The organism is Paraburkholderia sp. RL18-085-BIA-A (assembly GCF_046027075.1).
Lineage (GTDB): Bacteria > Pseudomonadota > Gammaproteobacteria > Burkholderiales > Burkholderiaceae > Paraburkholderia.
Genome location: NZ_JARESU010000026.1, coordinates 48,679 through 72,629, shown reverse-complemented (window position 1 = coordinate 72,629; position 23,951 = coordinate 48,679). Strand labels below are relative to the sequence as shown.

23 protein-coding genes and 3 tRNA genes are annotated in these 23,951 nt (G+C 64.0%); 10 read left to right on the top strand and 16 right to left on the bottom strand.

All coding sequences use genetic code 11. The annotated features are described in order from the left end of the window. Positions 1 to 43: 43 nt before the first annotated feature. Both P0D89_RS19565 and P0D89_RS19560 read right to left on the bottom strand, forming a co-directional pair. Complete coding sequence (locus P0D89_RS19565) at positions 44 to 721, bottom strand: LysE family translocator (protein WP_408361488.1); 678 nt, start codon at positions 719 to 721, stop codon at positions 44 to 46. A 52-nt stretch (positions 722 to 773) separates the two neighbouring features. Continuing rightward, a complete protein-coding gene (locus P0D89_RS19560) occupies positions 774 to 2,342 on the bottom strand; it encodes a UbiD family decarboxylase (protein WP_408361487.1) in 1,569 nt (522 codons plus the stop codon). 608 nt (positions 2,343 to 2,950) lie between these two features. Between P0D89_RS19560 and P0D89_RS19555 the strand changes: the two genes are divergently transcribed. After that, the gene (locus tag P0D89_RS19555; protein WP_408361486.1) at positions 2,951 to 4,144 is read left to right on the top strand and encodes a transglycosylase SLT domain-containing protein; all 1,194 of its coding nucleotides are present in this window, start codon (positions 2,951 to 2,953) and stop codon (positions 4,142 to 4,144) included. 226 nt (positions 4,145 to 4,370) lie between these two features. On the opposite strand, the gene P0D89_RS19550 is transcribed toward P0D89_RS19555, so the two are convergent. The 8 genes from P0D89_RS19550 to P0D89_RS19515 all read right to left on the bottom strand — a co-directional run bounded on the left by P0D89_RS19550 (position 4,371) and on the right by P0D89_RS19515 (position 11,969). Continuing rightward, positions 4,371 to 5,567, bottom strand: a complete 1,197-nt coding sequence (locus P0D89_RS19550; RefSeq protein ID WP_408361485.1) for a pyridoxal phosphate-dependent aminotransferase — start codon at positions 5,565 to 5,567, stop codon at positions 4,371 to 4,373. Positions 5,568 to 5,710: 143 nt separating this feature from the next. Then, a complete protein-coding gene (gene nusB, locus P0D89_RS19545) occupies positions 5,711 to 6,145 on the bottom strand; it encodes a transcription antitermination factor NusB (RefSeq protein WP_408361484.1) in 435 nt (144 codons plus the stop codon). Further along, positions 6,142 to 6,648, bottom strand: coding sequence for a 6,7-dimethyl-8-ribityllumazine synthase (gene ribH / locus P0D89_RS19540; protein ID WP_408361483.1), 507 nt, complete (start codon positions 6,646 to 6,648; stop codon positions 6,142 to 6,144). The genes nusB and ribH overlap by 4 nt, the downstream gene beginning before the upstream one ends. A gap of 49 nt (positions 6,649 to 6,697) precedes the next feature. Then, positions 6,698 to 7,831, bottom strand: coding sequence for a bifunctional 3,4-dihydroxy-2-butanone-4-phosphate synthase/GTP cyclohydrolase II (gene ribBA, locus P0D89_RS19535; protein ID WP_408361482.1), 1,134 nt, complete (start codon positions 7,829 to 7,831; stop codon positions 6,698 to 6,700). Between the two features lie 210 nt (positions 7,832 to 8,041). Then, positions 8,042 to 8,656: a riboflavin synthase gene (locus P0D89_RS19530; RefSeq protein ID WP_408361481.1), complete on the bottom strand. Its 615-nt coding sequence runs from the start codon at positions 8,654 to 8,656 to the stop codon at positions 8,042 to 8,044. Positions 8,657 to 8,671: 15 nt separating this feature from the next. Then, positions 8,672 to 9,829, bottom strand: coding sequence for a bifunctional diaminohydroxyphosphoribosylaminopyrimidine deaminase/5-amino-6-(5-phosphoribosylamino)uracil reductase RibD (gene ribD / locus P0D89_RS19525; RefSeq protein WP_408361480.1), 1,158 nt, complete (start codon positions 9,827 to 9,829; stop codon positions 8,672 to 8,674). Positions 9,830 to 9,896: 67 nt separating this feature from the next. Next, positions 9,897 to 11,180, bottom strand: a complete 1,284-nt coding sequence (hemL, locus tag P0D89_RS19520; RefSeq protein WP_408361479.1) for a glutamate-1-semialdehyde 2,1-aminomutase — start codon at positions 11,178 to 11,180, stop codon at positions 9,897 to 9,899. Between the two features lie 138 nt (positions 11,181 to 11,318). Beyond that, positions 11,319 to 11,969: a hypothetical protein gene (locus tag P0D89_RS19515; RefSeq protein WP_408361478.1), complete on the bottom strand. Its 651-nt coding sequence runs from the start codon at positions 11,967 to 11,969 to the stop codon at positions 11,319 to 11,321. 274 nt (positions 11,970 to 12,243) lie between these two features. Here P0D89_RS19515 and P0D89_RS19510 point away from each other — a divergent pair, with 274 nt between their 5' ends. From P0D89_RS19510 to P0D89_RS19500, 3 genes are all read left to right on the top strand, one after another. Beyond that, a complete protein-coding gene (locus P0D89_RS19510; protein WP_408361477.1) occupies positions 12,244 to 13,464 on the top strand; it encodes a Bcr/CflA family multidrug efflux MFS transporter in 1,221 nt (406 codons plus the stop codon). Positions 13,465 to 13,705: 241 nt separating this feature from the next. Continuing rightward, positions 13,706 to 13,936, top strand: a complete 231-nt coding sequence (locus P0D89_RS19505; protein WP_408361500.1) for a hypothetical protein — start codon at positions 13,706 to 13,708, stop codon at positions 13,934 to 13,936. A 245-nt stretch (positions 13,937 to 14,181) separates the two neighbouring features. Further along, on the top strand, positions 14,182 to 14,586 hold the full coding sequence (locus tag P0D89_RS19500) for a RidA family protein (RefSeq protein WP_408361476.1): 405 nt from the start codon (positions 14,182 to 14,184) through the stop codon (positions 14,584 to 14,586). 111 nt (positions 14,587 to 14,697) lie between these two features. Here the strand turns inward: P0D89_RS19500 and P0D89_RS19495 are convergent. The 4 genes from P0D89_RS19495 to rph all read right to left on the bottom strand — a co-directional run bounded on the left by P0D89_RS19495 (position 14,698) and on the right by rph (position 17,464). Next, a tRNA-Ser gene (locus P0D89_RS19495) sits at positions 14,698 to 14,787 on the bottom strand. A 55-nt stretch (positions 14,788 to 14,842) separates the two neighbouring features. After that, positions 14,843 to 16,072 (bottom strand): radical SAM family heme chaperone HemW, encoded by a 1,230-nt coding sequence (hemW, locus tag P0D89_RS19490; protein WP_408361475.1) that lies wholly within the window; start codon positions 16,070 to 16,072, stop codon positions 14,843 to 14,845. Continuing rightward, positions 16,069 to 16,731, bottom strand: coding sequence for an RdgB/HAM1 family non-canonical purine NTP pyrophosphatase (rdgB, locus tag P0D89_RS19485; protein ID WP_408361474.1), 663 nt, complete (start codon positions 16,729 to 16,731; stop codon positions 16,069 to 16,071). The genes hemW and rdgB overlap by 4 nt, the downstream gene beginning before the upstream one ends. Then, a complete protein-coding gene (rph, locus tag P0D89_RS19480) occupies positions 16,724 to 17,464 on the bottom strand; it encodes a ribonuclease PH (RefSeq protein ID WP_408361473.1) in 741 nt (246 codons plus the stop codon). The genes rdgB and rph overlap by 8 nt, the downstream gene beginning before the upstream one ends. Before the next feature lie 312 nt (positions 17,465 to 17,776). Between rph and P0D89_RS19475 the strand changes: the two genes are divergently transcribed. The 5 genes from P0D89_RS19475 to P0D89_RS19455 all read left to right on the top strand — a co-directional run bounded on the left by P0D89_RS19475 (position 17,777) and on the right by P0D89_RS19455 (position 22,739). Next, positions 17,777 to 18,700 carry a YicC/YloC family endoribonuclease gene (locus P0D89_RS19475; RefSeq protein ID WP_408361472.1) on the top strand — a complete coding sequence of 308 codons (924 nt, stop codon included), beginning with the start codon at positions 17,777 to 17,779 and terminating at the stop codon, positions 18,698 to 18,700. 18 nt (positions 18,701 to 18,718) lie between these two features. Beyond that, entirely contained in the window at positions 18,719 to 19,399 is a 681-nt protein-coding gene (gene gmk / locus P0D89_RS19470; RefSeq protein ID WP_408361471.1) for a guanylate kinase, read from the top strand. Between the two features lie 60 nt (positions 19,400 to 19,459). Then, positions 19,460 to 19,663, top strand: a complete 204-nt coding sequence (gene rpoZ, locus P0D89_RS19465) for a DNA-directed RNA polymerase subunit omega (protein ID WP_006025620.1) — start codon at positions 19,460 to 19,462, stop codon at positions 19,661 to 19,663. 97 nt (positions 19,664 to 19,760) lie between these two features. Next, positions 19,761 to 22,118: a RelA/SpoT family protein gene (locus P0D89_RS19460; RefSeq protein ID WP_408361470.1), complete on the top strand. Its 2,358-nt coding sequence runs from the start codon at positions 19,761 to 19,763 to the stop codon at positions 22,116 to 22,118. A gap of 132 nt (positions 22,119 to 22,250) precedes the next feature. Next, positions 22,251 to 22,739, top strand: a complete 489-nt coding sequence (locus P0D89_RS19455; protein ID WP_408361469.1) for a phage protein NinX family protein — start codon at positions 22,251 to 22,253, stop codon at positions 22,737 to 22,739. Between the two features lie 88 nt (positions 22,740 to 22,827). Here P0D89_RS19455 and P0D89_RS19450 read toward each other — a convergent pair. Both P0D89_RS19450 and P0D89_RS19445 read right to left on the bottom strand, forming a co-directional pair. Then, positions 22,828 to 22,904, bottom strand: a tRNA-Arg gene (locus tag P0D89_RS19450). 68 nt (positions 22,905 to 22,972) lie between these two features. Beyond that, positions 22,973 to 23,049 (bottom strand) — tRNA-Arg (locus P0D89_RS19445). A gap of 120 nt (positions 23,050 to 23,169) precedes the next feature. On the opposite strand from P0D89_RS19445, the gene greB reads away from it, so the two are divergent. Then, positions 23,170 to 23,739: a transcription elongation factor GreB gene (gene greB / locus P0D89_RS19440; protein WP_408361468.1), complete on the top strand. Its 570-nt coding sequence runs from the start codon at positions 23,170 to 23,172 to the stop codon at positions 23,737 to 23,739. Positions 23,740 to 23,951: the final 212 nt, after the last annotated feature.

The following is a 23,951-nucleotide window of genomic DNA, read 5'->3' as shown; positions in this document are numbered from 1 at the left end:
GACTGGAGAAAACGGCTTGGTGACGGCGCAAGCCGTTTTTCCATCAGCTCGCCACCTGCGAGGTCTGCACGATCAGATCGTGATATCCGTTGACGATCACGCTATACGAAAAGTACGCGAACAGCAGCGCGGACAGCACGTGGCAGGCGCGCAGCAAACCAGCGCCCGCGCGCTTGCGTCCGTGACTGCCGAGGCCGCAGATAAAGACCGTCCAGCACAGACCGCCGAGAAAAAATCCGCCGAGGAACACCAGCGCGGTCGTCGGGCTGGTGGCCCCCGCTTTCGCGATCAACGCGCCGCCGACGGCCGCGAACCACAGAATCCCCGACGGCGACGACACGGCCAGCAGCACGCCGCGCAAAAAGCCGCGCCATGCCGACAGATGCGGCGCATCGGCGTCGCCAACGCCTGCCACCGCCGCCCCCGTTGCCGGGAACATCGCCTCACGGGCCATCTTCCAGGTCAGGAACAGCAGGATAGTCGCGCCGCCGATCCACACCACCCAGCGCACCGATTCGAACTGCAGCAGCGCGGCCATGCCGGCGAGCGCGAGCGTCGCGTAAATCAGATCGCCGATGCAGGAACCGAGGCCGAGCCAGAAGCCCGGCTTGAAACCGTGCGAGAGCGTCAGCGAGATCATCGCGACGTTCACGAGACCGATATCCAGGCACAGCGACAACGACAGAAAAAAACCGTCCGACATCATTGAAAAGGCGTGCATCCGTGCAACTGCTCCATCTGTTTTTGTTGTTGGTCTTGTCCCACGGCTCGCCTTACAGGCCCAACTCGTTCCACAAGGTATCGACGCGCTGCTTGACCGCGTCGTCCATCACGATCGGGCGGCCCCATTCGCGATCGGTTTCGCCGGGCCACTTGTTGGTCGCGTCGAGTCCCATCTTCGAGCCGAGCCCCGCCACAGGCGACGCGAAATCCAGATAGTCGATCGGCGTGCGATCCACCAGCACCGTGTCGCGCGCGGGATCGATGCGCGTGGTGATCGCCCAGATCACTTCCTTCCAGTCGCGGATATTGACGTCCTCGTCGACCACCACGATGAACTTCGTATACATGAACTGCCGCAAGAAGCTCCACACGCCGAACATCACGCGCTTGGCGTGGCCGGGGTAGCTCTTCTTCATCTGCACGATGGCCATGCGGTAGCTGCAGCCTTCGGGCGGCAGATAGAAGTCGGTGATTTCGGTGAACTGCTTCTGCAACAGCGGCACGAACACTTCGTTGAGCGCGACGCCGAGCACGGCGGGTTCGTCGGGCGGTTTGCCGGTATAGGTGGAGTGGTAGATCGCCTCGCGCCGCATCGTGATGCGCTCGACGGTGAAGACCGGAAACCACTCCTGCTCGTTGTAGTAGCCCGTATGGTCGCCGTATGGACCCTCGAGCGCATGTTCGTACGCCGCCGACGCGCCCTTGACCGGACGCGGCGGAGCGCCTGCGGGGGCGGGCGAGGGCGTGCCCTCCTGCGGATGAATGAAGCCTTCGAGCACGATCTCGGCGCGCGCGGGCACCTGAAGGCCGTCGACGCCCGGCGTGAGGCACTTCGCAAGCTCGGTGCGTCCGCCGCGCAGCAGGCCGGCGAACTGGTATTCAGACAGCGTGTCGGGCACCGGCGTGACCGCGCCGAGGATGGTCGCCGGATCGGCGCCGAGCACCACGGCGACCGGATACGGCTTGCCGGGGTTGCGCAGCGCGAATTCGCGGAAATCGAGCGCGCCGCCGCGATGCGCGAGCCAGCGCATGATCAGCTTGTTACGGCCGATCAATTGCTGGCGATATATTCCTAAATTTTGTCGGCTCTTGTTCGGCCCTTTCGTGACGGTCAGGCCCCATGTGATCAGCGGGCCGGCATCGCCCGGCCAGCAGGTCTGGATTGGCAGTCTGGCGAGGTCGACGTCATTGCCCTCCCAGACGATTTCCTGGCAGGGAGGCGCGCCCACCGTTTTGGGCGCCATGTCCCACACCGCCTTCGCCAGCGAGAACAGCTTGCCCGCGTCCTTGAGCCCCTTCGGCGGCTCCGGCTCCTTCAGTGCGGAGAGTAACCGGCCGACGTCGCGCAACGACTCCAGCGCCGCGCCGTCGCCTCCGCCGGCTTGCGCGTCGACACCCATGCCGAGCGCGACCCGGCGCGGCGTGCCGAACAGGTTGCCGAGCACCGGGAACCCATGCTGCGCCTTGTTCTCGAACAACAGGGCGGGGCCGCCGGCGCGCAGCACGCGGTCGCACAGTTCGGTCATTTCCAGCCTGGGCGAAACGGGTTGCGAGATACGGCGCAGTTCACCGATCGTTTCGAGACGGCTGACGAAATCGCGCAGGTCTTTGTATTTCATCTGTTGCGGTTCAGTGCCACGTTCGGCGGCGAAAGAGAAGGGCGCAGCGGGTTGCCCGGCGCCAGCGGAATTGTCGATTTTACCTGCGTTGGCTAGCGCACGTAGATCGGCCAAATGACCTAGCCGGAACGGCGGGGGGCAGACCGCTCGAAAGTGGCCTACCGCGCCGTTTCCGACGAACTGAACACCGTTCATTATTACAAATAGTTATACTTTTCCCGTTCTATAGTGTTGACGATCTATAAAACCCTGCATAGAATCCGTCCACATTACTTGCAGGGCGTGAACCTTTTTACCACTGCCCCCGGTCCCATCTGACGCAACGCGTCACCGCTTTACCGATTCCCCTGCACGGTACTTGACGGCTATTGAAGTCCTCACCAGCGCTGCCGACGCTGGTTTTTCGCGTGGGAGCCAACGCCTGCATGCTCTTTTGGCATGGCGCGGGTATTTCAAGATGGCTCCCCACAGACGGTATTTGCCGTTTTCCCGACGTCGCTGCTGCCCTAACCAGACAGAGCACGCGATGTCTTGACTCTGCGAACGTGTGGTGCCGCCGTTTTCATCTGTTGGCGGGGTTCGCGGATCATGCAACATGGGAGATCTGAATGAACGCCTGGTTATCGTGGCGTCCCGATGCACGGATTGCGCAAGTTGTGCGTGGTGTGTTGCGTCGCGGGACGCGAATGAGTCATCACCTGTTCAGCATCGTCGGCGGTATCGCTGTCGTGCTGGCAATCGCACTGTGGCTGATGCCGGCCTGGCGCGGCACCTTGGCCGCGCGGCTGATGCCGGTCATCTCCGCCGCTGTGCAGGCGGGTCCGGCCCGTCTGCTGCAAGGCAATCCGCTGCCGTCCTTCGGGCCGCCCAGCAACGCTGCTGCCCCGTCCGACGACTCGCTGTCGTCCAACTCACCGAATGGCGCCGACCTTGCAACCGGTGCGAACAACGGCAGCACCAGCCTCACCGTGGGTAACACCAGCTTCGACGGCGCTTTCGACGGCTCCGGTTCGGCCGGCATGGGCGTCGCGGCGCTCAATGGGCTCGATCCGCGTACGATGCAGAGCGTCAGTGCGCTGGCGCGCCTGATTCCGGCGCAACGGGTCTCGGCCGACGCGCGCGACGATCGCGTGCTGGTGTCGAGCCGTGAGCAAAATCTGGTCGCGACTTACCTGGCACGGCGTTATCGCGTCGCTCAGGAGCCCGTCAGCGAGCTCGTGAAGGCCGCGTTTGATACCGGCCGCGAAGTCGGTCTCGATCCGCTGCTGCTGCTATCGGTGATGGCGATCGAATCGGGCTTCAACCCGTACGCCGAGAGTGGCGTGGGCGCGCAAGGTCTGATGCAGGTGATGTCCAAAGTGCATTCGGACAAATTCCAGTATTTCGGCGGCGAGAGCGCAGCGCTCGAACCGGTCGCGAACATCAAGGTGGGCGCGCTGGTGCTGAAGGATTGCATCGCCCGCGGCGGCTCGCTGCCGGGCGGCTTGCGGCTGTACGTCGGTTCGAGCACGCAGGACGACGGCGGCTATGGCGCCAAGGTGATGGCCGAACGTGGCCGTCTGCGCGACGTGGCGCGCGGCCGCAAGGTGCCGATCAACGCACCGCAGGCGCCGGCTCTGACCGCATCAGCCAATACGAATACAGCGGCGGCGGCTGCGGGTGGGGGCAAGCGTGTGCAGGTGACGCTTGAGGGCGGCCATCCGTTGAGCGCGGCAACGCCGGAGAAGACGCAGGGTTCCGGGCAGGACGACGCCAATTCCAATACGAAGCACGTGGCATCGGCTTCGGAGTTGGGCGCTTGAGTTGAACCGCGTGATGCCGATGGCGTAATTGACGCACGCGTGGCTGCTAGAAAAAAGGACACTGGTTGGTGTCCTTTTTTTTTGCGTCTGGCGGGTCAGGGTGATCGTGAGGGGCTCCGCTCGGCGCGATGTCCGACGTTCGACGGGGCAGGCGTGGCTTCACGTGGCTTCAATATGCCCGTCCGCACCGATGATCAAAGCCGCAACTGCCACGCCCGGCCAGTGGTCAGTGCCGCCCGAACAGCTTCGCCAACCGCTCGACCGCCTCTTCCAGCTTCGGATAAGCGGTCGCGTACGAAAGCCGGATGTACGCCTTCGGTGCATGCGTGCCGAAGTCCATACCCGGTACCAGCACCACGCCCGCGTCGTGCAGCATCGACCTGGTGAGCGCCGCACTGTCGCCGGCCGCCGGATGCGCGACGGTGCGGCAATCGGCATAGACGTAGAACGCGCCGTCGGGCATCACCGGCACTGTGAAGCTCAGCGATTCCAGCGCCGGCGCGATGAAGTCGCGGCGGCGCTTGAACTCGAGACGCCGCGCTTCGTAAGTGGCGATGGTGGCGGGCTCGAAACAGGCGAGCGCCGCATGCTGGGCGAGCGCCGATGCGCAGATGAACAGGTTCTGCGCGAGCTTTTCAAAGGCGCCGACCATGCCGGGCGGCACCACGAGCCAGCCCAGCCGCCAGCCGGTCATGTTGAAGTACTTCGAGAAGCTGTTGACGGTGACTACATCCTCGCCGAACGAGAGCGCCGACACGGGCTTCGCATCGTAGCTCAAGCCCTGGTAGATCTCGTCGACGATGGTGAAGCCGCCGCGCGCCCGCACGGCCTTGACGATGCGTTCGAGTTCGGCCGGCTCGATCGACGTGCCGGTCGGGTTCGACGGCGACGCGAGCAGCACGCCGCGCGTGCGTTCGTTCCACAGGCGCTCGACGTCGGCGGCGGTCAGCTGGAAGCGTTCGGCCGGGCCGCTCGGCACCATCACCGGCTTGCCTTCGGCGGCAATCACGAAATGACGGTTGCACGGGTAGCACGGATCGGGCATCAGCACTTCGTCGTCGCGATCCACTAGTGCCGCGCAGGCCAACAGCAGCGCCGCGGACGCGCCGGCGGTGACGACGATCCGCGCCGGATCGACGTCCACGCCGTAGGCCTCGGCGTAATGCGCCGAAATCGCTTCGCGCAGCGCGTGCAGGCCGAGCGCGTTGGTGTACTGCGTGACGCCGCGGCGCAGGGCGCTGGCTGCCGCCTCGATGACCGGCTCGGGCGCGGTGAAATCGGGTTCGCCGATTCCCATGTGAATGATGTCGCGTCCGTCGCGCTCGAGGAGCGCCGCCTCCTTGGCCAGTTCCATCACATAGAAGGGCTGGATGGCGTCGACGCGCGCAGCAAGCCGCACCAAAGGTTCGGTCACGGAGTTCATACGATCAAATCCAATTCAGAAGCAAAAGCGGGACGGCGCCTGCGCGAACAGTCGTGCGCGCGGCAGCGTCCTTGCAGGCGGCTCGACTGGCCGGATTGGGCGCGGCGCATGACACGATCCTGCCGGGGTCATGCGGGTTGCGCTCAACGCTTTTTGGCCGCCTGCGTTTCGTCAACGCGCAGTTGCGCCGACAGCTTGTCCAGCACGCCATTCACGTACTTGTAGCCGTCCGCGCCGCCGAAGGTCTTGGCGAGTTCAACCGCTTCGTTGATGACCACGCGATACGGAATGTCGACGTGATTCTTCAGTTCGAACGCGGCGACCAGCAGCACGGCGCGTTCGACCGGCGAGAGCTGCTCGAGCGGCCGGTCGAGACACGGCGCGATGGCCGCGGACAGCGCTTCCGAATCGCGGATCACGCCGTGCAGAATCGCGTCCAGATGCTCGTGGTCCGCCTTGTCGAAACCTTGCGCGCCGCGCAGTTGCGCGTCGATCTCACCGGCGGGCGAATCCGACAGCAGCCACTGGTAAAGCCCCTGCGTGGCCAGTTCGCGGGAGCGTCGACGGGCGCTCTTCATGCCTCTTCCTCTTCTTCGTCTTCTTCATCGTCGTCGCCGCCGAGCTGTTCGAGCGCGACAGCGAGGTTCGCCATCTCGACGGCCACGCGTGCGGCGTCACGACCCTTTTCGGTCATGCGGGCGACGGCCTGCTCGTCGTTTTCGGTGGTCAGCACGGCGTTCGCAACCGGAATGCCGAAGTCCAGCCCGATGCGCGTGATGCCTGCGCCGCTTTCGTTCGAGACCAGTTCGAAGTGGTACGTTTCGCCGCGGATTACCGCGCCGAGCGCGATCAGCGCGTCGAATTGCGCGCTTTCCGCGAGCTTTTGCAGCGCCAGCGGAATTTCCAGCGCGCCCGGCACGGTGACGAGCAGCACGTCTTCGCCGGTTACGCCGAGGCGTTCGAGTTCTTCGATGCAGGCGTCCGCGAGACCGTTGCAGACGGGTTCGTTAAAGCGCGCCTGGACGATGCCGATGCGCAGTCCGTCGCCGTCGAGGTTCGGTTGGTATTGTCCGATTTCCATGTGAATTCCGTAGTGTTTTGAGTGGGCGCTAAGCGCGTGAATGGTCGGATCAGCCTTGCGGAGCCTGCGCGGTGCCGCCCGGCATTGGTACGAAGCCCGTGACTTCGAGACCGTAACCCGACATGCTGCCCAGCTTGCGCGGGTTCGACAGCACCTGCATCTTGCCGACACCGAGCTCGCGCAGAATCTGCGCGCCGATGCCATACGTCTTGAAGTCGACCGGCCGGCGTTTGAGCGCCTTGGCTTTTTCCGTCGAGTCGAACGCCTTGAAAACGTCGATCAGATGATCTTTCGAGTCGCCGCAATTGAGCAGCACGATCACGCCGAGATCGCGTTTGGCGATTTCTTTCATCGCCGCATCCAGCGTCCACGAATGGGTGGATTCGCCGACTTCGAGCAGATCCAGCACCGACAGCGGTTCATGCACGCGCACCGGCGTGTCCTGCTCCGGGCTCGGCGTGCCGCGCACGAGAGCGATGTGCGGCTGGCCGCTCGGCTGGTCGAGATACATGACCGCGCGAAACGCGCCGTGCGCCGTTTGCATGGTGCGCTCGCAAATCCGTTCGACGATCGACTCGGTGCGACTGCGGTAGTGAATCAGATCCGCGATCGTACCGATTTTCAGACCATGTTCCTGCGCGAACTCCATCAGGTCCGGCAGGCGCGCCATCGTGCCGTCGTCCTTGATGACTTCGCAGATCACCGCGGCCGACGTGAGGCCTGCCAGCGCGGTGAAGTCGCAACCCGCCTCGGTATGGCCGGCGCGCACCAGCACGCCGCCGGGCTGGGCCATGATCGGGAAGATATGGCCCGGCTGCACGATATGGTCGGCCTTGGCGTCCGGGGCAACCGCCGCGGCGATCGTGCGGGCGCGGTCGGCCGCCGAAATGCCGGTGGTCACGCCTTCGGCGGCTTCAATGCTGACGGTGAAGGCGGTGCCGTACTGCGTGCCGTTGCGGTAAGTCATCAGCGGCAGGTTCAGCTGCTTGCAGCGTTCCTGCGTCAGCGTCAGGCAGATCAGGCCACGGCCGTACCGGGCCATGAAGTTGATCGCTTCCGGCGTGACGAACTCGGCGGCGATCACGAGGTCGCCCTCGTTTTCGCGATCTTCTTCGTCGACGAGGATCACCATCCGGCCGGCTTTGAGTTCAGCGATGATCTCTGGGGTGGAGGCGAGCGTCATGGTGGCGAGATTTTCGGGAAAGCGCGTATTTTACGCCACGCGCGAGTGCAAGTCGCCTCTGTCGGATGGCCTAGGCCGTTTGACCGGCTGGCGACGAGCCGTGCGCCGTTGCTATGCTCGTCGAAACGATCGACGCACGCACCGGCTGACTGCGGCAGGGCACCGCCGCCAGCCCATGCGTGGCCGGGCTTAACGCCCTGCGCCGGCCCGTTATTTCGGCGCGTTCAGCATGCGCTCCACGTAGCGCGCGATCAGGTCGATTTCCAGATTCACCTGCGTGCCTTCACGCAGACGCTTGAGCGCGGTCACTTCGACCGTGTGCGGAATCAGGTTGATCGAAAACTCGCAGCCATCGTCGCGATCTTTAACCGAGTTGACGGTCAGGCTCACGCCGTTGACCGTGATTGAGCCTTTGTACGCCAGATAGCGGCCGATCTCGCGCGGCGCCAGCACGCGCAGTTCGTGAGATTCGCCGACCGGCGCGAAATGCGTGACCGTGCCGAGCCCGTCCACGTGGCCGGAGACGATATGGCCGCCGAGCCGGTCGTGCGCGCGCAGCGCCTTCTCGAGGTTGACCTCGCCAATCTCGCCCAGGCCCGCCGTGCAGTTCAGGCTTTCGCGCGACACGTCGACTTCGAACGAATGAGCGGTTTTCGCGACCACGGTCATGCAGGCGCCCTGGACCGTGATGCTGTCGCCGAGCTGCACGTCGCTGAGGTCGAGACCGCCGGCCTCGACGTTCAGGCGCAGGCCCGCGTCGCCGTCGGTGCCCAGCGGCCTGACTGATTCGATGCGGCCCACTGCCGCGACGATTCCTGTGAACATCGTGCTAATCCTTGGTCATTTCGAAACGGAGGGAGGCGCGGGAGTGGTGCCGGCTTCGAGTGCGGCCTGCGGCGCAAAGCGCGCGAGAATCCGCAGGTCGTCGCCGATCCGGTCGACCGCGTGGAAATTCAGTTTGACACGGCCCTCGAGCGTTTCGGGCGCGCCGAGGTTGAACATGCTCATCGAATCCATGCCGAGCAGGCTCGGCGCGAGATACACGAGCAATTCGTCGACGCAGCCTTCGCGCAGCAGCGAACCGTTCAGCTTGTAGCCTGCCTCGACGTGCAGTTCGTTCACGTTGCGCTCGCCGAGCGCGCTGAGCAGGGCAGGCAGATCGACCTTGCCGGACGCGTTCGGCAGCTGGACGATCTCGGCGCCGCGGTCGCGCAGTGCATTGGCGCGATCGGCGTGACGCGAATCGAGATTGCCGCAGAAGATCAGCGTGGGTGGGCCGGCCAGGATCTGCGCGTCCGGCGGCACGTCGAGCTGGCTGTCGATCAACACGCGCAGCGGCTGGCGCGGCGTGTCGACGGCGCGCACCGTCATACGCGGATTGTCTTCCCTGACGGTGCCGATGCCGGTCAGGATCGCCGAAGCGCGGGCGCGCCACGCGTGCCCGTCGGCACGCGCCGCCGCGCCGGTAATCCATTGGCTCACGCCCGACGGCAGGCCGGTGCGGCCGTCCAGGGAAGCCGCCACCTTCATGCGTACCCAGGGGCGGCCGCGTGTCATGCGCGACACGAAGCCGATGTTCATCTCATGCGCTTCGCTGGCGAGCAGTCCGCAGCGCACTTCGATGCCGGCGTCGCGCAGCATCGCGAGACCTCGTCCGGACACCTGCGGATTGGGATCTTCCATCGCCGCGACCACGCGCGCCACCTGTGCCTCGATGAGCGCGTTCACGCAGGGCGGCGTGCGGCCGAAGTGACTGCACGGTTCGAGCGTCACGTAGGCGGTGGCGCCCCGCAGATCATGGCCACGCGAGCGCGCGTCCTTCAACGCGCGGATCTCCGCATGGTCCTGGCCAGCCGGTTGCGTGAAGCCTTCGCCGATCACTTCGCCGTTCTTGACGAGCACGCAGCCCACCCGCGGATTCGGATCGGTGGTGTACATGCCGCGCCTCGCTAGTGCGAGCGCGCGTTCCATATGGACGAAGTCGGTTTGCGAAAACATCGGGGTCGGGTGCGGTGGTTGGGTCGTGTTGAGTTTCGGTTTGGGTGGTTGCTATGCGGTGCCGGCTTCAGGTCACGAGCGACGCGAAGGCGCCGCGCGCCGCGTCGATCGTGGCGTCGATGATCGCGTCGTCGTGAGCGATCGAAACGAAGCCGGCCTCGTATGCCGACGGCGCGAAGTACACGCCAGCGTCGAGCATCTTGTGAAAGAACGCGTTGAAGCGCGGCACGTCGCTCTTCGTGACTTCGGCGAAGCTGCTCGGGATCGACCCGGTGAAATAGAGGCCGAACATGCCGCCGAGCGAGTCGGCCGAAAACGGCACTTTCGCTTCGCGTGCGACCTGCGCAAGTCCTTGCGCGAGACGCGCGGTGCGCGCACCGAGCGTGTCGTAAAAGCCCGGCGCCTGGATCAGCTGCAACGTCTTCAGGCCGGCGGCGACCGCGATCGGATTGCCCGACAGCGTGCCCGCCTGGTAGACGCCGCCGAGCGGCGCGAGATGAGCCATGATGTCGCGCCGGCCGCCGAACGCCGCCGCCGGCATCCCGCCGCCGATCACTTTGCCCAGACACGTGAGGTCCGGCGTGATGCCGTACACCTGTTGCGCGCCACCGAGTGCGACGCGGAAGCCGCACATCACTTCGTCGAAGATCAGGATCGAGCCGTATTCGCTGCACAGACGCCGCAACGCTTGCAGGAATTCCGGCGTGGCGCGCACGAGGTTCATGTTACCCGCGACCGGCTCGACGATCACCGAGGCGATCTCGTTGCCGAATGCCTGGAACGCTTCTTCGAGTGCAGCGACGTTGTTGTATTCGAGGACCGTGGTGTGCTTGGCGATATCCACCGGCACGCCCGCCGAAGTCGGATTGCCGAAGGTCAGCAGACCCGAGCCGGCCTTGACGAGCAGGCTGTCCGCGTGACCGTGGTAGCAGCCTTCGAACTTGACGATGCGGCTGCGGTTCGTGAAGCCGCGCGCGAGACGCAGCGCGCTCATGGTTGCTTCCGTGCCGCTCGACACCATGCGGACCTGTTCGATCGACGGCACCAGCTTGCAGATTTCTTCGGCGATTTCCACTTCCGACTCGGTCGGCGCACCGAACGAGAACCCGTTGGCCAGCACGCGCTGGACCGCTTCGAGAACTTCCGGATGAACGTGGCCGAGAATCATCGGGCCCCACGAGCCGATGTAGTCGGTGTAGCGCTGGCCGTCCGCGTCCCAGAAGTAGGGGCCTTGCGCGCGTTCGATGAAGCGCGGCGTGCCGCCGACGGAGCGGAAGGCGCGTACCGGCGAGTTCACGCCGCCGGGAATGGTAAGTTGCGCGCGTTCGAAGAGGGTTTCGTTTCTGGACATGGCGATGGCTGGAATTGGGGTTGCGTAGCGGCGCAGGCCGCTCGTGGGCGATTCGCGCGATGCTGGGACAGGTGGAGAAATTGTACCGGAGTCAGCATGAACAGGCTTTGCGGACGCCTTGGCGAGGCGCGCTTGTGGTTATCCCTGTTGTGCGCGTTTCGTCGCAATCTTCTTGGTTGCTGTTCGCGATGCGGGTTTGGCGGTCTCGGGCTTGGTGATCTGTTTGCTTGCGGTCTTCGGCTTCGTGCCTGACTGACTCGTCGCTGCCGCGCTTTTCGCCGCCGCCGCGGCATGCGCGGTGACTTTGCTTGAGCGTGTCGGGCCCACGGGCGTATCGAGCTTCGGCGGTTTGCGTTTGCCGGTGAGTTCGGCCCAACGCTTTTCCAGTGCGCCTTCCGCGATCGGCTTGATCACCGTGCCCGAGCTTTGCGCGTCCCACGTCTGCACGGAAAACGGATGCGCGCGCAGCATCTCGCGTGAAATCACCGGAGCTTCGTGCGCGTCGACGAGCCAGTCGTACACGAAGTCGATGCACAGGCGGTAGCCTCGCTTGGTCGCCGGGTCCGGGACTTCGTAGGGCGCGCGGGTCACGTAGCCGGAGCCGAAAATGCCCTTCGGTTCCTGGGCGACACGATGCAGAAACACGCGATCGCCTGGCAGGATGCCGCGCGCAAATCCGCAGCCCCACATGTCGCTGACAGCGACGCCCGCGGCGACGCGTTTCGCGATGTCGGGCAACTCGGGCCACGGCCATTTCTTGGGGCTCCAGATCAGCAGGAAGGCGGTCATCGCGTGTTCGGAACAGAATGTCGGGAAAGGGGGAGTGCGAACACGTCGTGCGCTCCCCGGAGTTCAGGCGGCAGCTTAACCGATCGGCTGCGCAGTTGCCGCGAGCTGCCGCCGCGGCGGCCCATGATCCAGCACGGCAGTTGGACGCAGCAGATGCCGCGGCCCTCTCGTGAGCATGATCCCTCGCGTACAATCGAGGCCGTCAAGTTGGTGCTTTTCGCCGTTCCAACCCGTTCCGCTGCCGGTCACGGCGCGGCGCTCCATCCGGATTCCCATGTCTCACGTCTCCAGAAGCCGGCCCGATGGCCGGCTGATTCTATTGCTCGGCGCGCTTGCCGCATGCGGGCCGATTTCCATCGACATGTATTTGCCGAGCCTGCCGACCCTCGCGCAGGCCTTCGCGATCAGCACTGGCGCCGCGCAAGCGACGCTCACCAGTTTCATGTTCGGCTTTTCGATCGGCATGCTGCTCTACGGTCCGTTGTCGGATACGTACGGACGACGGCCGGTGCTGCTTGGCGGCATCGTCATGTATGCGCTGGCGAGCGTGGCGTGCGCTTTGTCGTTTTCGATCGGCTCGCTGGTGGCATTTCGCTTCGTGCAGGCGCTCGGTGCCGGCGCGGCGTCGGTGCTGGCGCGCGCGATCGCGCGCGATGCGCACGGCCCGACCGATGCAGCCCGTGTGTTGTCGATGCTTGCGATCGTCACCTCGATCGGCCCGTTGCTCGCGCCGCTGATCGGCGGCCAGTTGCTGCTGCTTGGCGGCTGGCGCGTGGTGTTCATCGTCCTGACGCTATTCGGCGTGGTGTGTGCGGTGACCGCGTTCCTCAAGGTGCCGGAAACGTGGCCGCGCGAGAAGCGCGCGCAGTCGGCGTTGCTGAAATCGTTCGGCGCTTACGGCAAGCTGGTGCGCGACCCGGTTGCGTGGGGGCACATGCTGTGCGGCGGCATGGCGTTCGCGGCGATGTTCGCGTACATCACGGCGACGCCTTTCGTCTACATCGAATACTTCCATGTGTCGGCACAGCATTACGGTTTCCTGTTCGCGTTGAACATCGTCGGGATCATGTTCGGCAACTTGCTGAATACGCGTCTCGTTGGCCGGCTCGGCTCGCTGCCGATCATTTCCTTCGCGGCAACCGTGAGTTTTGGTGCTTCGCTGTTCGTGGCTCTCGTCTCGCTGACGGGCTGGGGCGGATTGTGGTCGATCGTGTTCGGCCTGTTCTTCGTGGTCGGGGTAGTGGGATTGTTGTCCGCCAATTGCACGACCGATCTGATGCACCGTTATCCGGTCAACGCGGGCGCCGCGGCCGCTGTGTTCGGCGCGGTGCAGCTGGCGCTCGGCGCGTTGTCGAGTCTGGCGGTCGGCCTGTGGCACGACGGCTCACCCAGGGGCATGGGCATTGTGGTGGGCGTCGCGGGAACGCTGTGCTACGTCGGGCGGATGCTGGTCGTCAGGTGGCATGGAACGAAGGCGCCGATCGCGGCGGTGTGATGCTTGCCTGGTGGTTGCGTGAGCGTTGCGTGAAGGCTGTGCGACGGTTGCGTGTGGCTTGCCCACGCACGGCCTGATGCGGACGATGCCGGCGCCGCCGGTACTGCTGATATTGCTTGCGGACTTGACGCCGACGCCCGGCGCGCCGCGTCTACGGAAAACACCAGGTGTTGCGTGCGCGCGACCGTGCTTAGCAAATTGCGTTGCTATGATCGAGCCACTGTTCCTCGGAGCGGCACTCATGGCGATCAGAGACTTGATGACTGGCGAACGGCTACAAGCGGCTTTCGCCGAAGCGCAGAAGCTGGCTGACAGCGGCGCCTATCACGACTACACGGATATCGAATACGTCTTGCGCTTTGATTATGGTTTGACTGATGTATCGGCTTTGCTCGACAGCCAGCTGATGCATCGCGACCTGAATCGCCGTTGCGCCGATGCGCGCGAAAAGCTGGAGGCGCTTAGCGTGTGACGCGTGCTCGGCGGGGTCGCTTGTTCAAGCGAGCGAGTTGCGCGAAGTGCAGTGAACGCTGAGCGATGCGACGCATCGGGTCTTGCTGCATTCAACACACTCATTTGCTGCGGCCACGTTGCGCGTGACTGCGCATTGCTTCGCGAATGCGAATTGAAGAGGCTCGCCGTGTGAGTGTGTGGCGCGCGTCATCGTGCGTGCAACCACGCGTCTCCTGGGCGTCGTTACCTTTTGGAGTCTTATTCATGGCTGGTAGCCAGCACGATCCACGTTTGCCACAGACGGACAACCCAGCCGCGCTCGCAAAGCCGGGCGGCCACTACAGCCATGTCGCGATTGCGAATGGCTTCGCATTCGTTTCGGGGCAACTGCCGATCGACGCGCAAGGCAACAAGCTGACCGATGCGTCGTTCGAGGCGCAGGCCGAACAGGTGCTGGCCAATGTGAAAGCCGCGCTCGAGAGCGCCGGCAGCAGCATCGCGCAACTGGTGCAGGTGCGGGTCTATATCGTCGATATTGAAAACTGGATGAGCTTCAACCAGATCTACGCGCGTTGGGCAGGTGAAGCGTGCCCGGCGCGTGCCGTCGTGCCGGTGCCTCAATTGCACTATGGCTTCAAGATCGAAGTCGAGGCGACTGCGTTGGTTTAGGGCGCGGCCCTTGCGGCGTGGCGACTTGTACCGCTTCGCGTGAACACCTCATGCGAACACAGTGGGCACAAACGAAAAACGGGCCCGTCGGCCCGTTTCTGCTGATGACTCTGGCGGAGGCGGTGAGATTCGAACTCACGGAAAGATTGCTCCTTCGCCGGTTTTCAAGACCGGTGCCTTAAACCGCTCGGCCACACCTCCAAGCCGCGAATTGTAACCTGAAAAATCTTCGCTGCGGCGTTCAGTCGGTCGGTAATCACTGTGGATCTTTAAGAAACAGCGCTTGCAAATCGTTCAGGAACGCCTGGCCAAGCGGCGTCGGCGCAATCTTTTCGTGGTCGCGCGTAATCAGCTTGCGCCGTTCGGCTTCCTGCAACGCCGGTTCGATCGACGTCATCGACAGCCCCGTACGCTCGACGAACCGATGCACCGGAAATCCTTCAACCAGCCGCAGCGCGTTCAGCATGAACTCGAACGGCAGGTCGCGCGGTCCGACTTCGTGCTCTTCCTGCACCGCCGTGCCGGCCAACGCCCGCTCGATGAAGGCGGTCGGATGTTTGTAGCGTGCCTGGCGGAGCACGCGATTCGGAAACGACAGCTTCGTGTGCGCGCCCGCGCCGATGCCAAGATAGTCGCCGAAGCGCCAGTAGTTCAGATTGTGCTTGCTCTGCCGATGCGGCTGCGCATACGCCGACACCTCGTAGCGCGTGTAACCGGCCGCTGTCGTGCGCTCGTGAATCCAGTCCTGCATGTCGGCGGACGCATCGTCGTCGGGCAGCGCGGGTGGGAATTTCGCAAACAACGTGTTCGGTTCGAGCGTCAGGTGATACAGCGACAGATGCGGCGGCGCGAACGACAACGCCGTCTCCACATCGGCCTGGCATTCGGCGAGCGTCTGCCGCGGCAGCGCGAACATCAGGTCGAGGTTGAAGTTGTCGAACGTGGTGGCGGCGACTTCGACCGCGTGGCGCGCTTGCGCCGCGTCGTGAATCCGGCCGAGCGCCTGTAGATGCGCTTCGTTGAAACTCTGGATCCCCACCGACAGCCGGTTCACACCGCTCGCCCGAAACTGCGCGAACTTGTCGGCTTCGAACGTGCCTGGATTGGCTTCGAGCGTGATCTCGGCGTCGGCGTCGAGCGGCAGCAGCGCGCGCACGTCCGACAGCATGCGGTCGAGTCCCGCCGCCGACAGCAGGCTGGGCGTGCCGCCGCCGATGAACACCGTATGCACCTGCCGGCCCCAGATCAACGGCAGAGCCATCTCGAGATCGGCACGCAACGCGTCGAGGTAGTCGTTTTCCGGGAACGCGTCGCCTTTCCACTCATGCGAGTTGAAGTCGCAATACGGACACTTGCGCACGCACCACGGAAAATGCACGTACAGCGCCAACGGCGGCAGCGACGTCAGGCGAATGCTGCCCGGCGACGTGAACGCCTTGATGACAGCGCCGCCGATCTCGGCAGGCGCGGGCTTGATCGGAATCACGCTTCCTCCGGGAGGCGCGCGAGCAGTTGCCGCAACGCGATCGCGCGATGACTGCTGGCGTTTTTCACCGCCGGCTCCAGCTCCGCGGCGCTCGCGTTCAACGACGGCAAAAAGAAGTGCGGGTCGTAGCCGAAACCATGTGCGCCACGCGGCGCGTCGAGGATTTCGCCATGCCAGCGGCCTTCGGCGATCAGCGGTTCGGGATCGTCGGCGTAACGCACGAGAGCCAGCACGCAGTAGTAATAGGCGCGGCGATCGCTTTCGCCTTGCAGCGCGGCAACGAGGCGTGCGTTATTCGCCGCGTCGCTCTTTTCGCCGCCGGCGAGTTGCGCGTAGCGCGCCGAATACACGCCGGGCGCGCCGCGCAAGGCGCGCACGCACAGGCCGGAGTCGTCGGCGAGAGCGGGCAGGCCGGTGAGCTTTGCCGCATGGCGCGCCTTGGTCAGCGCGTTTTCGACGAAGGTCGGATGCGGCTCTTCCGCCTCCGGCACGTTCAGCTCGCCTTGCGCAATCAGCTCGATGCCGGCCGCGCCGAGCAGCGCCGCGAACTCGCGCAGCTTGCCCGCGTTGTTCGACGCCAGCACCACTTTTGTCAACGGCGTCTTCAACGATGGATTCAAGGGCGCGCTTGCGCCGTTGCCTTCACGAACCTCATTCACTCTTTTGCTCCAGCGCTTCTTTCTGCTTCGCGATCAGCGTGTTGATGCCGTCGCTTGCCAGGTCGAGCAGCGCGTTCATTTCGTCGCGCGAGAAGGGCACGCCCTCGGCAGTGCCCTGGACTTCGACGAAGCCGCCCGCGCCCGTCATTACCACGTTCATGTCGGTGTCGCACTGCGAGTCTTCGTCGTAGTCGAGGTCGAGCACCGGCAGGCCGTCGTACACGCCGACCGAGATCGCGGCGACATAGTCGTTGATCGGCGAGGTTTCGATGCGGCCGGTGGCGAGCAGCTTCGCCACCGCGTCGTGCGCGGCCACGAACGCGCCGGTGATGCTGGCCGTGCGCGTGCCGCCGTCGGCCTGGATCACGTCGCAATCGATGTGCAGCGTGCGCGCGCCGAGCTTCTCGAGATCGAACACCGAGCGCAGCGCGCGGCCGATCAGCCGCTGGATTTCCTGGGTGCGGCCGGTCTGCTTGCCGCGCGCCGCTTCGCGGTCGCTGCGGGTGTGCGTGGCCCGCGGCAGCATCCCGTATTCGGCGGTGAGCCAGCCCTGGCCGCGGTCGCGCAGAAACGACGGCACACTCTCGGCGATGCTCGCTGTGCAGATGACCTTCGTGTCGCCGAATTCGACCAGCACCGAGCCCTCCGCGTGCTTCGTGTAGTGGCGCGTGATGCGCACGTCGCGCAGCTGATTGGCCTGGCGGCCGCTGGGGCGTTGGGTGTCGTTGTTCATTTGGGATCGGTCTGGAAGAAATGCGGAGGGAAAGCGCGATTTTACCGCCGATCGGGTAGGGCGGTCACCCGCGCGCCTTGCCGCTGAACGGCTGTGTCGGCGACAAGTGGCAAGGCGGCGCGGATGCTTCGCGGCGAATGACGATCTGCGAAGCTGGGCAAGTGCGCGCTTGCCCGCATGTACGCTCGCTCCCGGCGGATGTCGCCGCCAAAAATGGGATAATGCCGGTTCCCCGCCCCGCGTCTCGTACACGCCGGGCGATTCGCCTCTCAGGCCAGCGTCGAACGCATGGCCGCAATCGCGAGAAATACGATGATCTACAGCATGACTGGCTATGCGAGCGCCACGCGCGAACTCGTCGCGGCATCGGGCACAGGCGGTGTGAGCGTGTCGGTCGAACTGCGCACGGTGAACTCGCGCTTTCTCGATCTGAACTTCCGTATGCCGGAAGACGTGCGCGTCTGTGAACCGACGCTGCGCGAAATGCTGATGAACAAGCTGTCGCGCGGCAAGGTGGATATCCGCATCAACCTGCAGCGCAGCGAGCAGTCCGCCAACGCGGGCGCGATCAATCGCGACGCGCTGACTCAACTCGCGCTGCTCGAGCGCACGGTGCTCTCCACGTTCCCGGAAGCGGGACGTCTGCGCACCGGCGAAATTCTCCGCTGGCCGGGCGTGCTGGCAGAAAGCGGCGTGGCGCCGGAAACGTTGCGCGACGCGGTGCTCGCGTGCGGCAAGCAGGCGATTACCGACCTGATCGACGTGCGCGCCCGCGAAGGCGCGCAACTCGCCACGGTGCTGCTCGCCAACGTCACCGAGATGGAAGCGATTGTCACGAAGATCACGCCGCTCGTGCCGGAGCTGATTGCCAAGCATCAGCAGAAGATCGTCGAACGTTTGCAGGAAGCGCTCGGCATCGCCGCGCCGGATACGGCCGCGACCATCGTCTCGCGCGAAGAGATCAACGAACGGATTCGCCAGGAAGTGACGATGTACGGCATCCGTATCGACATCGCCGAAGAACTGTCGCGCCTCACGGCTCATCTGAACGAAACGCGCCACGTGATCGAGAAGGGCGGCAAGGTCGGCAAGCGGCTCGACTTCATGATGCAGGAACTGAACCGCGAAGCGAACACGCTCGGCTCGAAAGCGGCCGCGAAGGAACTGGCGGATTCGTCGATGACCCTGAAGCTGCTCATCGAACAGATGCGCGAGCAAGTGCAGAATCTGGAATAAGGCTGGAGCACCGTCAACATGATCGATCACAAACGCGAAACCGGCGCACCGCGCAACCCTTACGCCGGTGCTTATCCCGGCAATCTGTTCATGGTCGTCGCGCCTTCGGGGGCGGGCAAGTCGACGCTCGTGAACGCGCTGCTCGCCGGCGACGACGCGATCCGTCTGTCGATCTCGTACACGACGCGCCCGCCGCGCCCGAAGGAGCAGGACGGCGAGCACTATCACTTCACCAGCGTGGACGACTTCATGCAGCGTCACGACCAGGGCGAGTTTCTGGAAAGCGCGGAAGTGCATGGCAACTACTACGGCACGTCGCGCGTGTGGATCGAGGAGCAGATGAAGAGCGGCCATGACGTGCTGCTCGAAATCGATTGGCAGGGTGCGCAGCAGGTGAAGAAGCAGTTTCACAACGCGGTCGAAATTTTCATCTTGCCGCCGTCCCTCGAAGCGCTCGAAGAGCGTCTGAAAAAGCGCGGCCAGGACGAGCCGAACGTGATCACGCGGCGCCTGCTGGCGGCCGGCAGCGAGATGGCGCACGCGGCCGAAGCGGAGTACGTCGTGATCAACGAGAACTTCGATCGCGCGCTGAGCGAACTGCAGTGCCTCGTCGCCGCCACGCGCTCGCGCTTCGCGTCGCAGTACGCCCGTCACACGCAGCTTTTCGTGCAGCTCGGCATTCACCTGCCGCACGCGTGAGCGCGGCGTTGTGTCGAGCACATAAGGTAGAATAAGCAACATACTGAGAAGGAACCCAACATGGCCCGCATTACCGTCGAAGACTGCCTCAAACAGATCCCGAACCGTTTCGAACTCGCGCTTGCCGCGACCTATCGCGCGCGTCAGCTCGCTCAAGGCCATACGCCGAAGATCGAAAGCCGCGACAAGCCCACCGTCGTCGCACTGCGCGAAATCGCGGCCGGCCAGGTCGGCGTCGAAATGCTGAAGAAGGTGCCGGTCTAAGGCGCACTGTTCCGTTTTCGATTTGCCACATATTTGCCACACTGATTGCATCAACGTGTAGACCGGCGTCCAACCCTAAACCGCTACGGAGGCGACCATGAGTGCTACCCCGCCCACCGCCACGGAAGTGGACCACGACGCCGACTTGCCCTCGTCTGCACGGAAGTACATCGACGCGGTCCTCGAACAGTCGTTCCGCCATCTGTTCGGACCGACCGCCACGCCGGAGCAGCCGCGCCGGCATGACGTCGTCTCCATCGCCAAATTGACGTCCGTCCTGTCCGGCTATCTGCAGCCGGACGAGATCAAGGACATCAAGGCCGCCTTCCATTTCAGCGACGAAGCTCACCTCGGCCAGTACCGCCAGAGTGGAGAGCCTTACATCACGCATCCTGTCGCCGTCGCGGAGATTTGCGCCGGCTGGAATCTCGACGCCCAGGCAATGATGGCGGCGCTGCTGCACGACGTGATGGAAGACCAGGGCGTGACCAAGGCCGAACTCGCCGAGCGTTTCGGCGCGAAGGTCGCGGAACTGGTCGATGGCTTGTCGAAGCTGGACAAGATGGAATTCCGCAATCGCGAAGAGGCACAGGCGGAAAACTTCCGCAAGATGCTGCTCGCGATGGCGCGCGACGTCCGCGTGATTCTGGTCAAGCTCGCCGACCGGCTGCACAACATGCGCACGCTCGGCGCAGTGCCGCCGGAAAAACGCCGTCGCGTGGCGCGCGAGACGCTGGATATCTATGCCCCGATCGCGCACCGGCTCGGCCTGAACAATACCTATCGCGAGCTGCAGGACCTGAGCTTCGCGAATTTCAATCCGCACCGGTACGCCACGCTCGAAAAAGCCGTCAAGGCGGCGCGCGGCAACCGGCGCGAAGTCGTCGGCAAGATTCTGGAGTCGGTGCAGCGCGGCATTGCCGACGCGAAGATCGACGCCGAAGTCACCGGCCGCGAAAAGACCATCTTCAGCATCTACAAGAAGATGCGTGACAAGCAACTGTCGTTCTCGCAGGTGCTCGACGTGTATGGCTTTCGCGTGGTGGTAGAGAGCGCGCTGGAGTGCTACACCTGCATCGGCGCGCTGCATGCGTTGTATAAGCCCGTGCCCGGCAAGTTCAAGGACTACATTGCCATCCCGAAGGTGAACGGCTATCAATCGCTGCACACCACGCTGGTCGGCCCGTTCGGTGCGCCGATCGAGTTTCAGGTGCGCACGCGCAAGATGCACGAGATCGCCGAAGCGGGCGTGGCCGCGCACTGGCTGTACAAGAACGGCAGCGCCGACCTGAACGATGTGCAAAAGCGCGCGCACCAGTGGCTGAAGTCCCTGCTCGACATTCAGAGCGAAGCAGGCGACTCGAGCGAGTTCCTCGAACACGTCAAGATCGATCTGTTCCCGGATGCGGTCTATGTCTTTACGCCAAAGTCGAAAATCATGGCGCTGCCGCGCGGCGCCACGGCGCTCGACTTCGCGTACTCGATCCACAGCGACCTGGGCAATCAGTGCGTCGCCGTGAAGATCAACAATGAATTGCTGCCGCTGCGGACCGAGTTGAAGAGCGGCGATATCGTCGAAGTCATCACTGCGCCGTACTCGAAGCCCAATCCGGCGTGGCTGGGTTTCGTGCGCAGCGGCAAAGCGCGTTCCGCGATCCGCCATTATCTGAAAACGATGCGTCTGAACGAATCCGTGCAGCTCGGTGAGCGGCTGGTGGACCAGGCGTTGAAGGGTTATGGACTGGCGCTGTCGGATGTGACGCCAGAAGCGTGGGAAAAGCTCGTGCAGTGGACGGGCAACAAGAACCGTCAGGAAATTTTCGCTGACATCGGCCTCGGCCGACGTGTCGCAGCGGTCATGGCCAAGCGAATCGAAGTGCTGATGAGCGGGCGCGACGCCGACGACGACGGCTCGCGCTCCGAATCCGGTTCGCCGCATGCGCCGCCGGTGGTCATCACGGGCACCGAGGGCATGTCGGTGCAGTTGTCCGCATGCTGCCGTCCTATTCCGGGCGACAACATCATGGGCTATATCGGTATCGGCCTCGGCATGGCCATCCACACCACTGACTGTCGCGTCGCGCAGCGAATCCATCGGCGCGATCCGGGCCGATGGATCGACGTCGCGTGGGCGCCGCAGCCGGGTCGTCTGTTCGACGTCGCCGTCAAGGTGCTGGTCAAGAATACCAAGGGCGTGTTTGCCCGAGTGGCTGCCGACATCACGTCGGCGGATGCGAACATTGTCCACATCGCGATGGACGAAGACCTGTCGCAGGAATCCACGGTTTTGCGCTTCGTGATCCAGGTCAGCGATCGCGTCCATCTGGCCAACGTGATGCGCCGCGTGCGCACGAACCCGGACGTCATGCGCATTGCGCGCGAACGGCCGAGCGAAGAGGCGCATCACCGTCATGAAGGCGGCATGCGAATCGATCGCGAGCGCGCGGATTACTGATCGGCGCTGGTTTTACGGCTCAGAATTTGCGTCGGCGTTTCCGAGGCGCCTGCGGTACTTCGCTCAAAGCTGAACAAGCGGGCGACAGGCGAGACTTACCCGGGTCTCACCCGAACCTCAGGGAGAACGCTTTTGAACGTAGCCGATCTCGATGGCGTGGCGCTCGATTATTGGGTGGCCCGCAGCCTGCACGACTTCGTGCGCGAAATCTATTTCACCGACAGCGGCGAAACCGTCTCGATTCGCGGTAACGACCGCGGTCGTCCGTGGGACGGGCGGTTCACGCCCGCCACATCCTGGGAAGCGGCGGCCCTGGTGTTGGAGCGCACGCAGCGACTGGAGGTGCGTGAACGGACCGATGCGGGGGCGACACACTGTGTCGCCGAGTTTCAGGGCGGACATCGAGCGGTGGATGGGCGCGGAGACTCGTTGCAGGTCGCTCTGTTGCGAGCGTTCGTCGCAAGCCGCTTCGGCGATACTGTGGACGATGTGCTGCGCGAGCCGCAGGCGTTGACCGGCGCGCGAGCCCAGGTGCTCGGCGAACGAACGGTGGGCGGCGTGGTCGAGGACGTGCCGAGCCCGGATGGCCGGATCGGAGATATTCAGTCGCCACCGCGATAACGGACGGTGTCCCCAACGCGGTGAGGCGCTTTGCGTAAAAGCGCCGGACAAAAACAAAGGGCCTTCCGATTGGAAGGCCCTTCATAGGTGGTGCGGCTGGCAGGATTCGAACCCACGACCCCTTGGTTCGTAGCCAAGTACTCTATCCAACTGAGCTACAGCCGCACGCTTAAACCGGTGATACTTACTGCAATGAAACCTGATGGCTTCCCGGAGGGACGCCATCGAATAGGTGGTGCGGCTGGCAGGATTCGAACCCACGACCCCTTGGTTCGTAGCCAAGTACTCTATCCAACTGAGCTACAGCCGCACACAGAAACGAGATTATAGCCAAAGGTTTTAGAAAAGGGAAGCGCGCAAAGCGATTTGTCTGATGGGCCTGATCGTGTACCCTTGATAGGCAGTTGCTTGCTGCAGTTAATGGACCATTATGAACAAGGCCTTTGTCAAAGAGTCGAGTGAAGAGAACGACGACGACCTCGACGTCGCCCAGCCGGAAGTCCCCGCGGGTACCAAGAATTACATCACGCCCGCTGGCTACCGGCGCATGCGCGATGAACTGCTGAATCTGATCGATGTCGAGCGGCCCGAAGTGGTCAGGCTCGTGTCGTGGGCGGCGTCGAACGGCGATCGCTCGGAGAACGGCGACTACATCTATGGCAAGCGGCGCTTGCGCGAGATCGACCGGCGCATCCGCTTTCTGACCAAGCGTCTCGACCTCGCTGAAGTCGTCGATAGCAGCAAGCAGGAGAACGTCGATCAGGTTTTCTTCGGCGCGACCGTCGAATATGCGACGGAAGATGGCGAGGTGCATACCGTGACGATCGTCGGCATCGACGAGGTCGATCTGGATATCGGTTGCGTGAGCTGGATTTCGCCGATTGCGCGCGCGTTGCTCAAGGCGAAAGTCGGCGACACGGTCACGTTGTATACGCCGGCCGGCCCGCAGTCGATCGACATACTCGACGTCAAATATCCGGCGCCCGATACGGGCGGCTAGGCGCACGACTTGCTGCGCCTGGTGAGCTTGTCAGGGTAAGGGCGGATCAGACTGTAACGACGAGGTCCGTCGAATCATCGTGAGCGCTTGCTTCTGTTAGCAACCTGCGCATCTGATCGAGCCTGCCGTTGGGCTTCCCGTTCAGATGTCTCGACACGATCGGAGCGGTATAAAAAAAGGCGCCGCGAACGGCGCCTTCGATACTGCGAGTA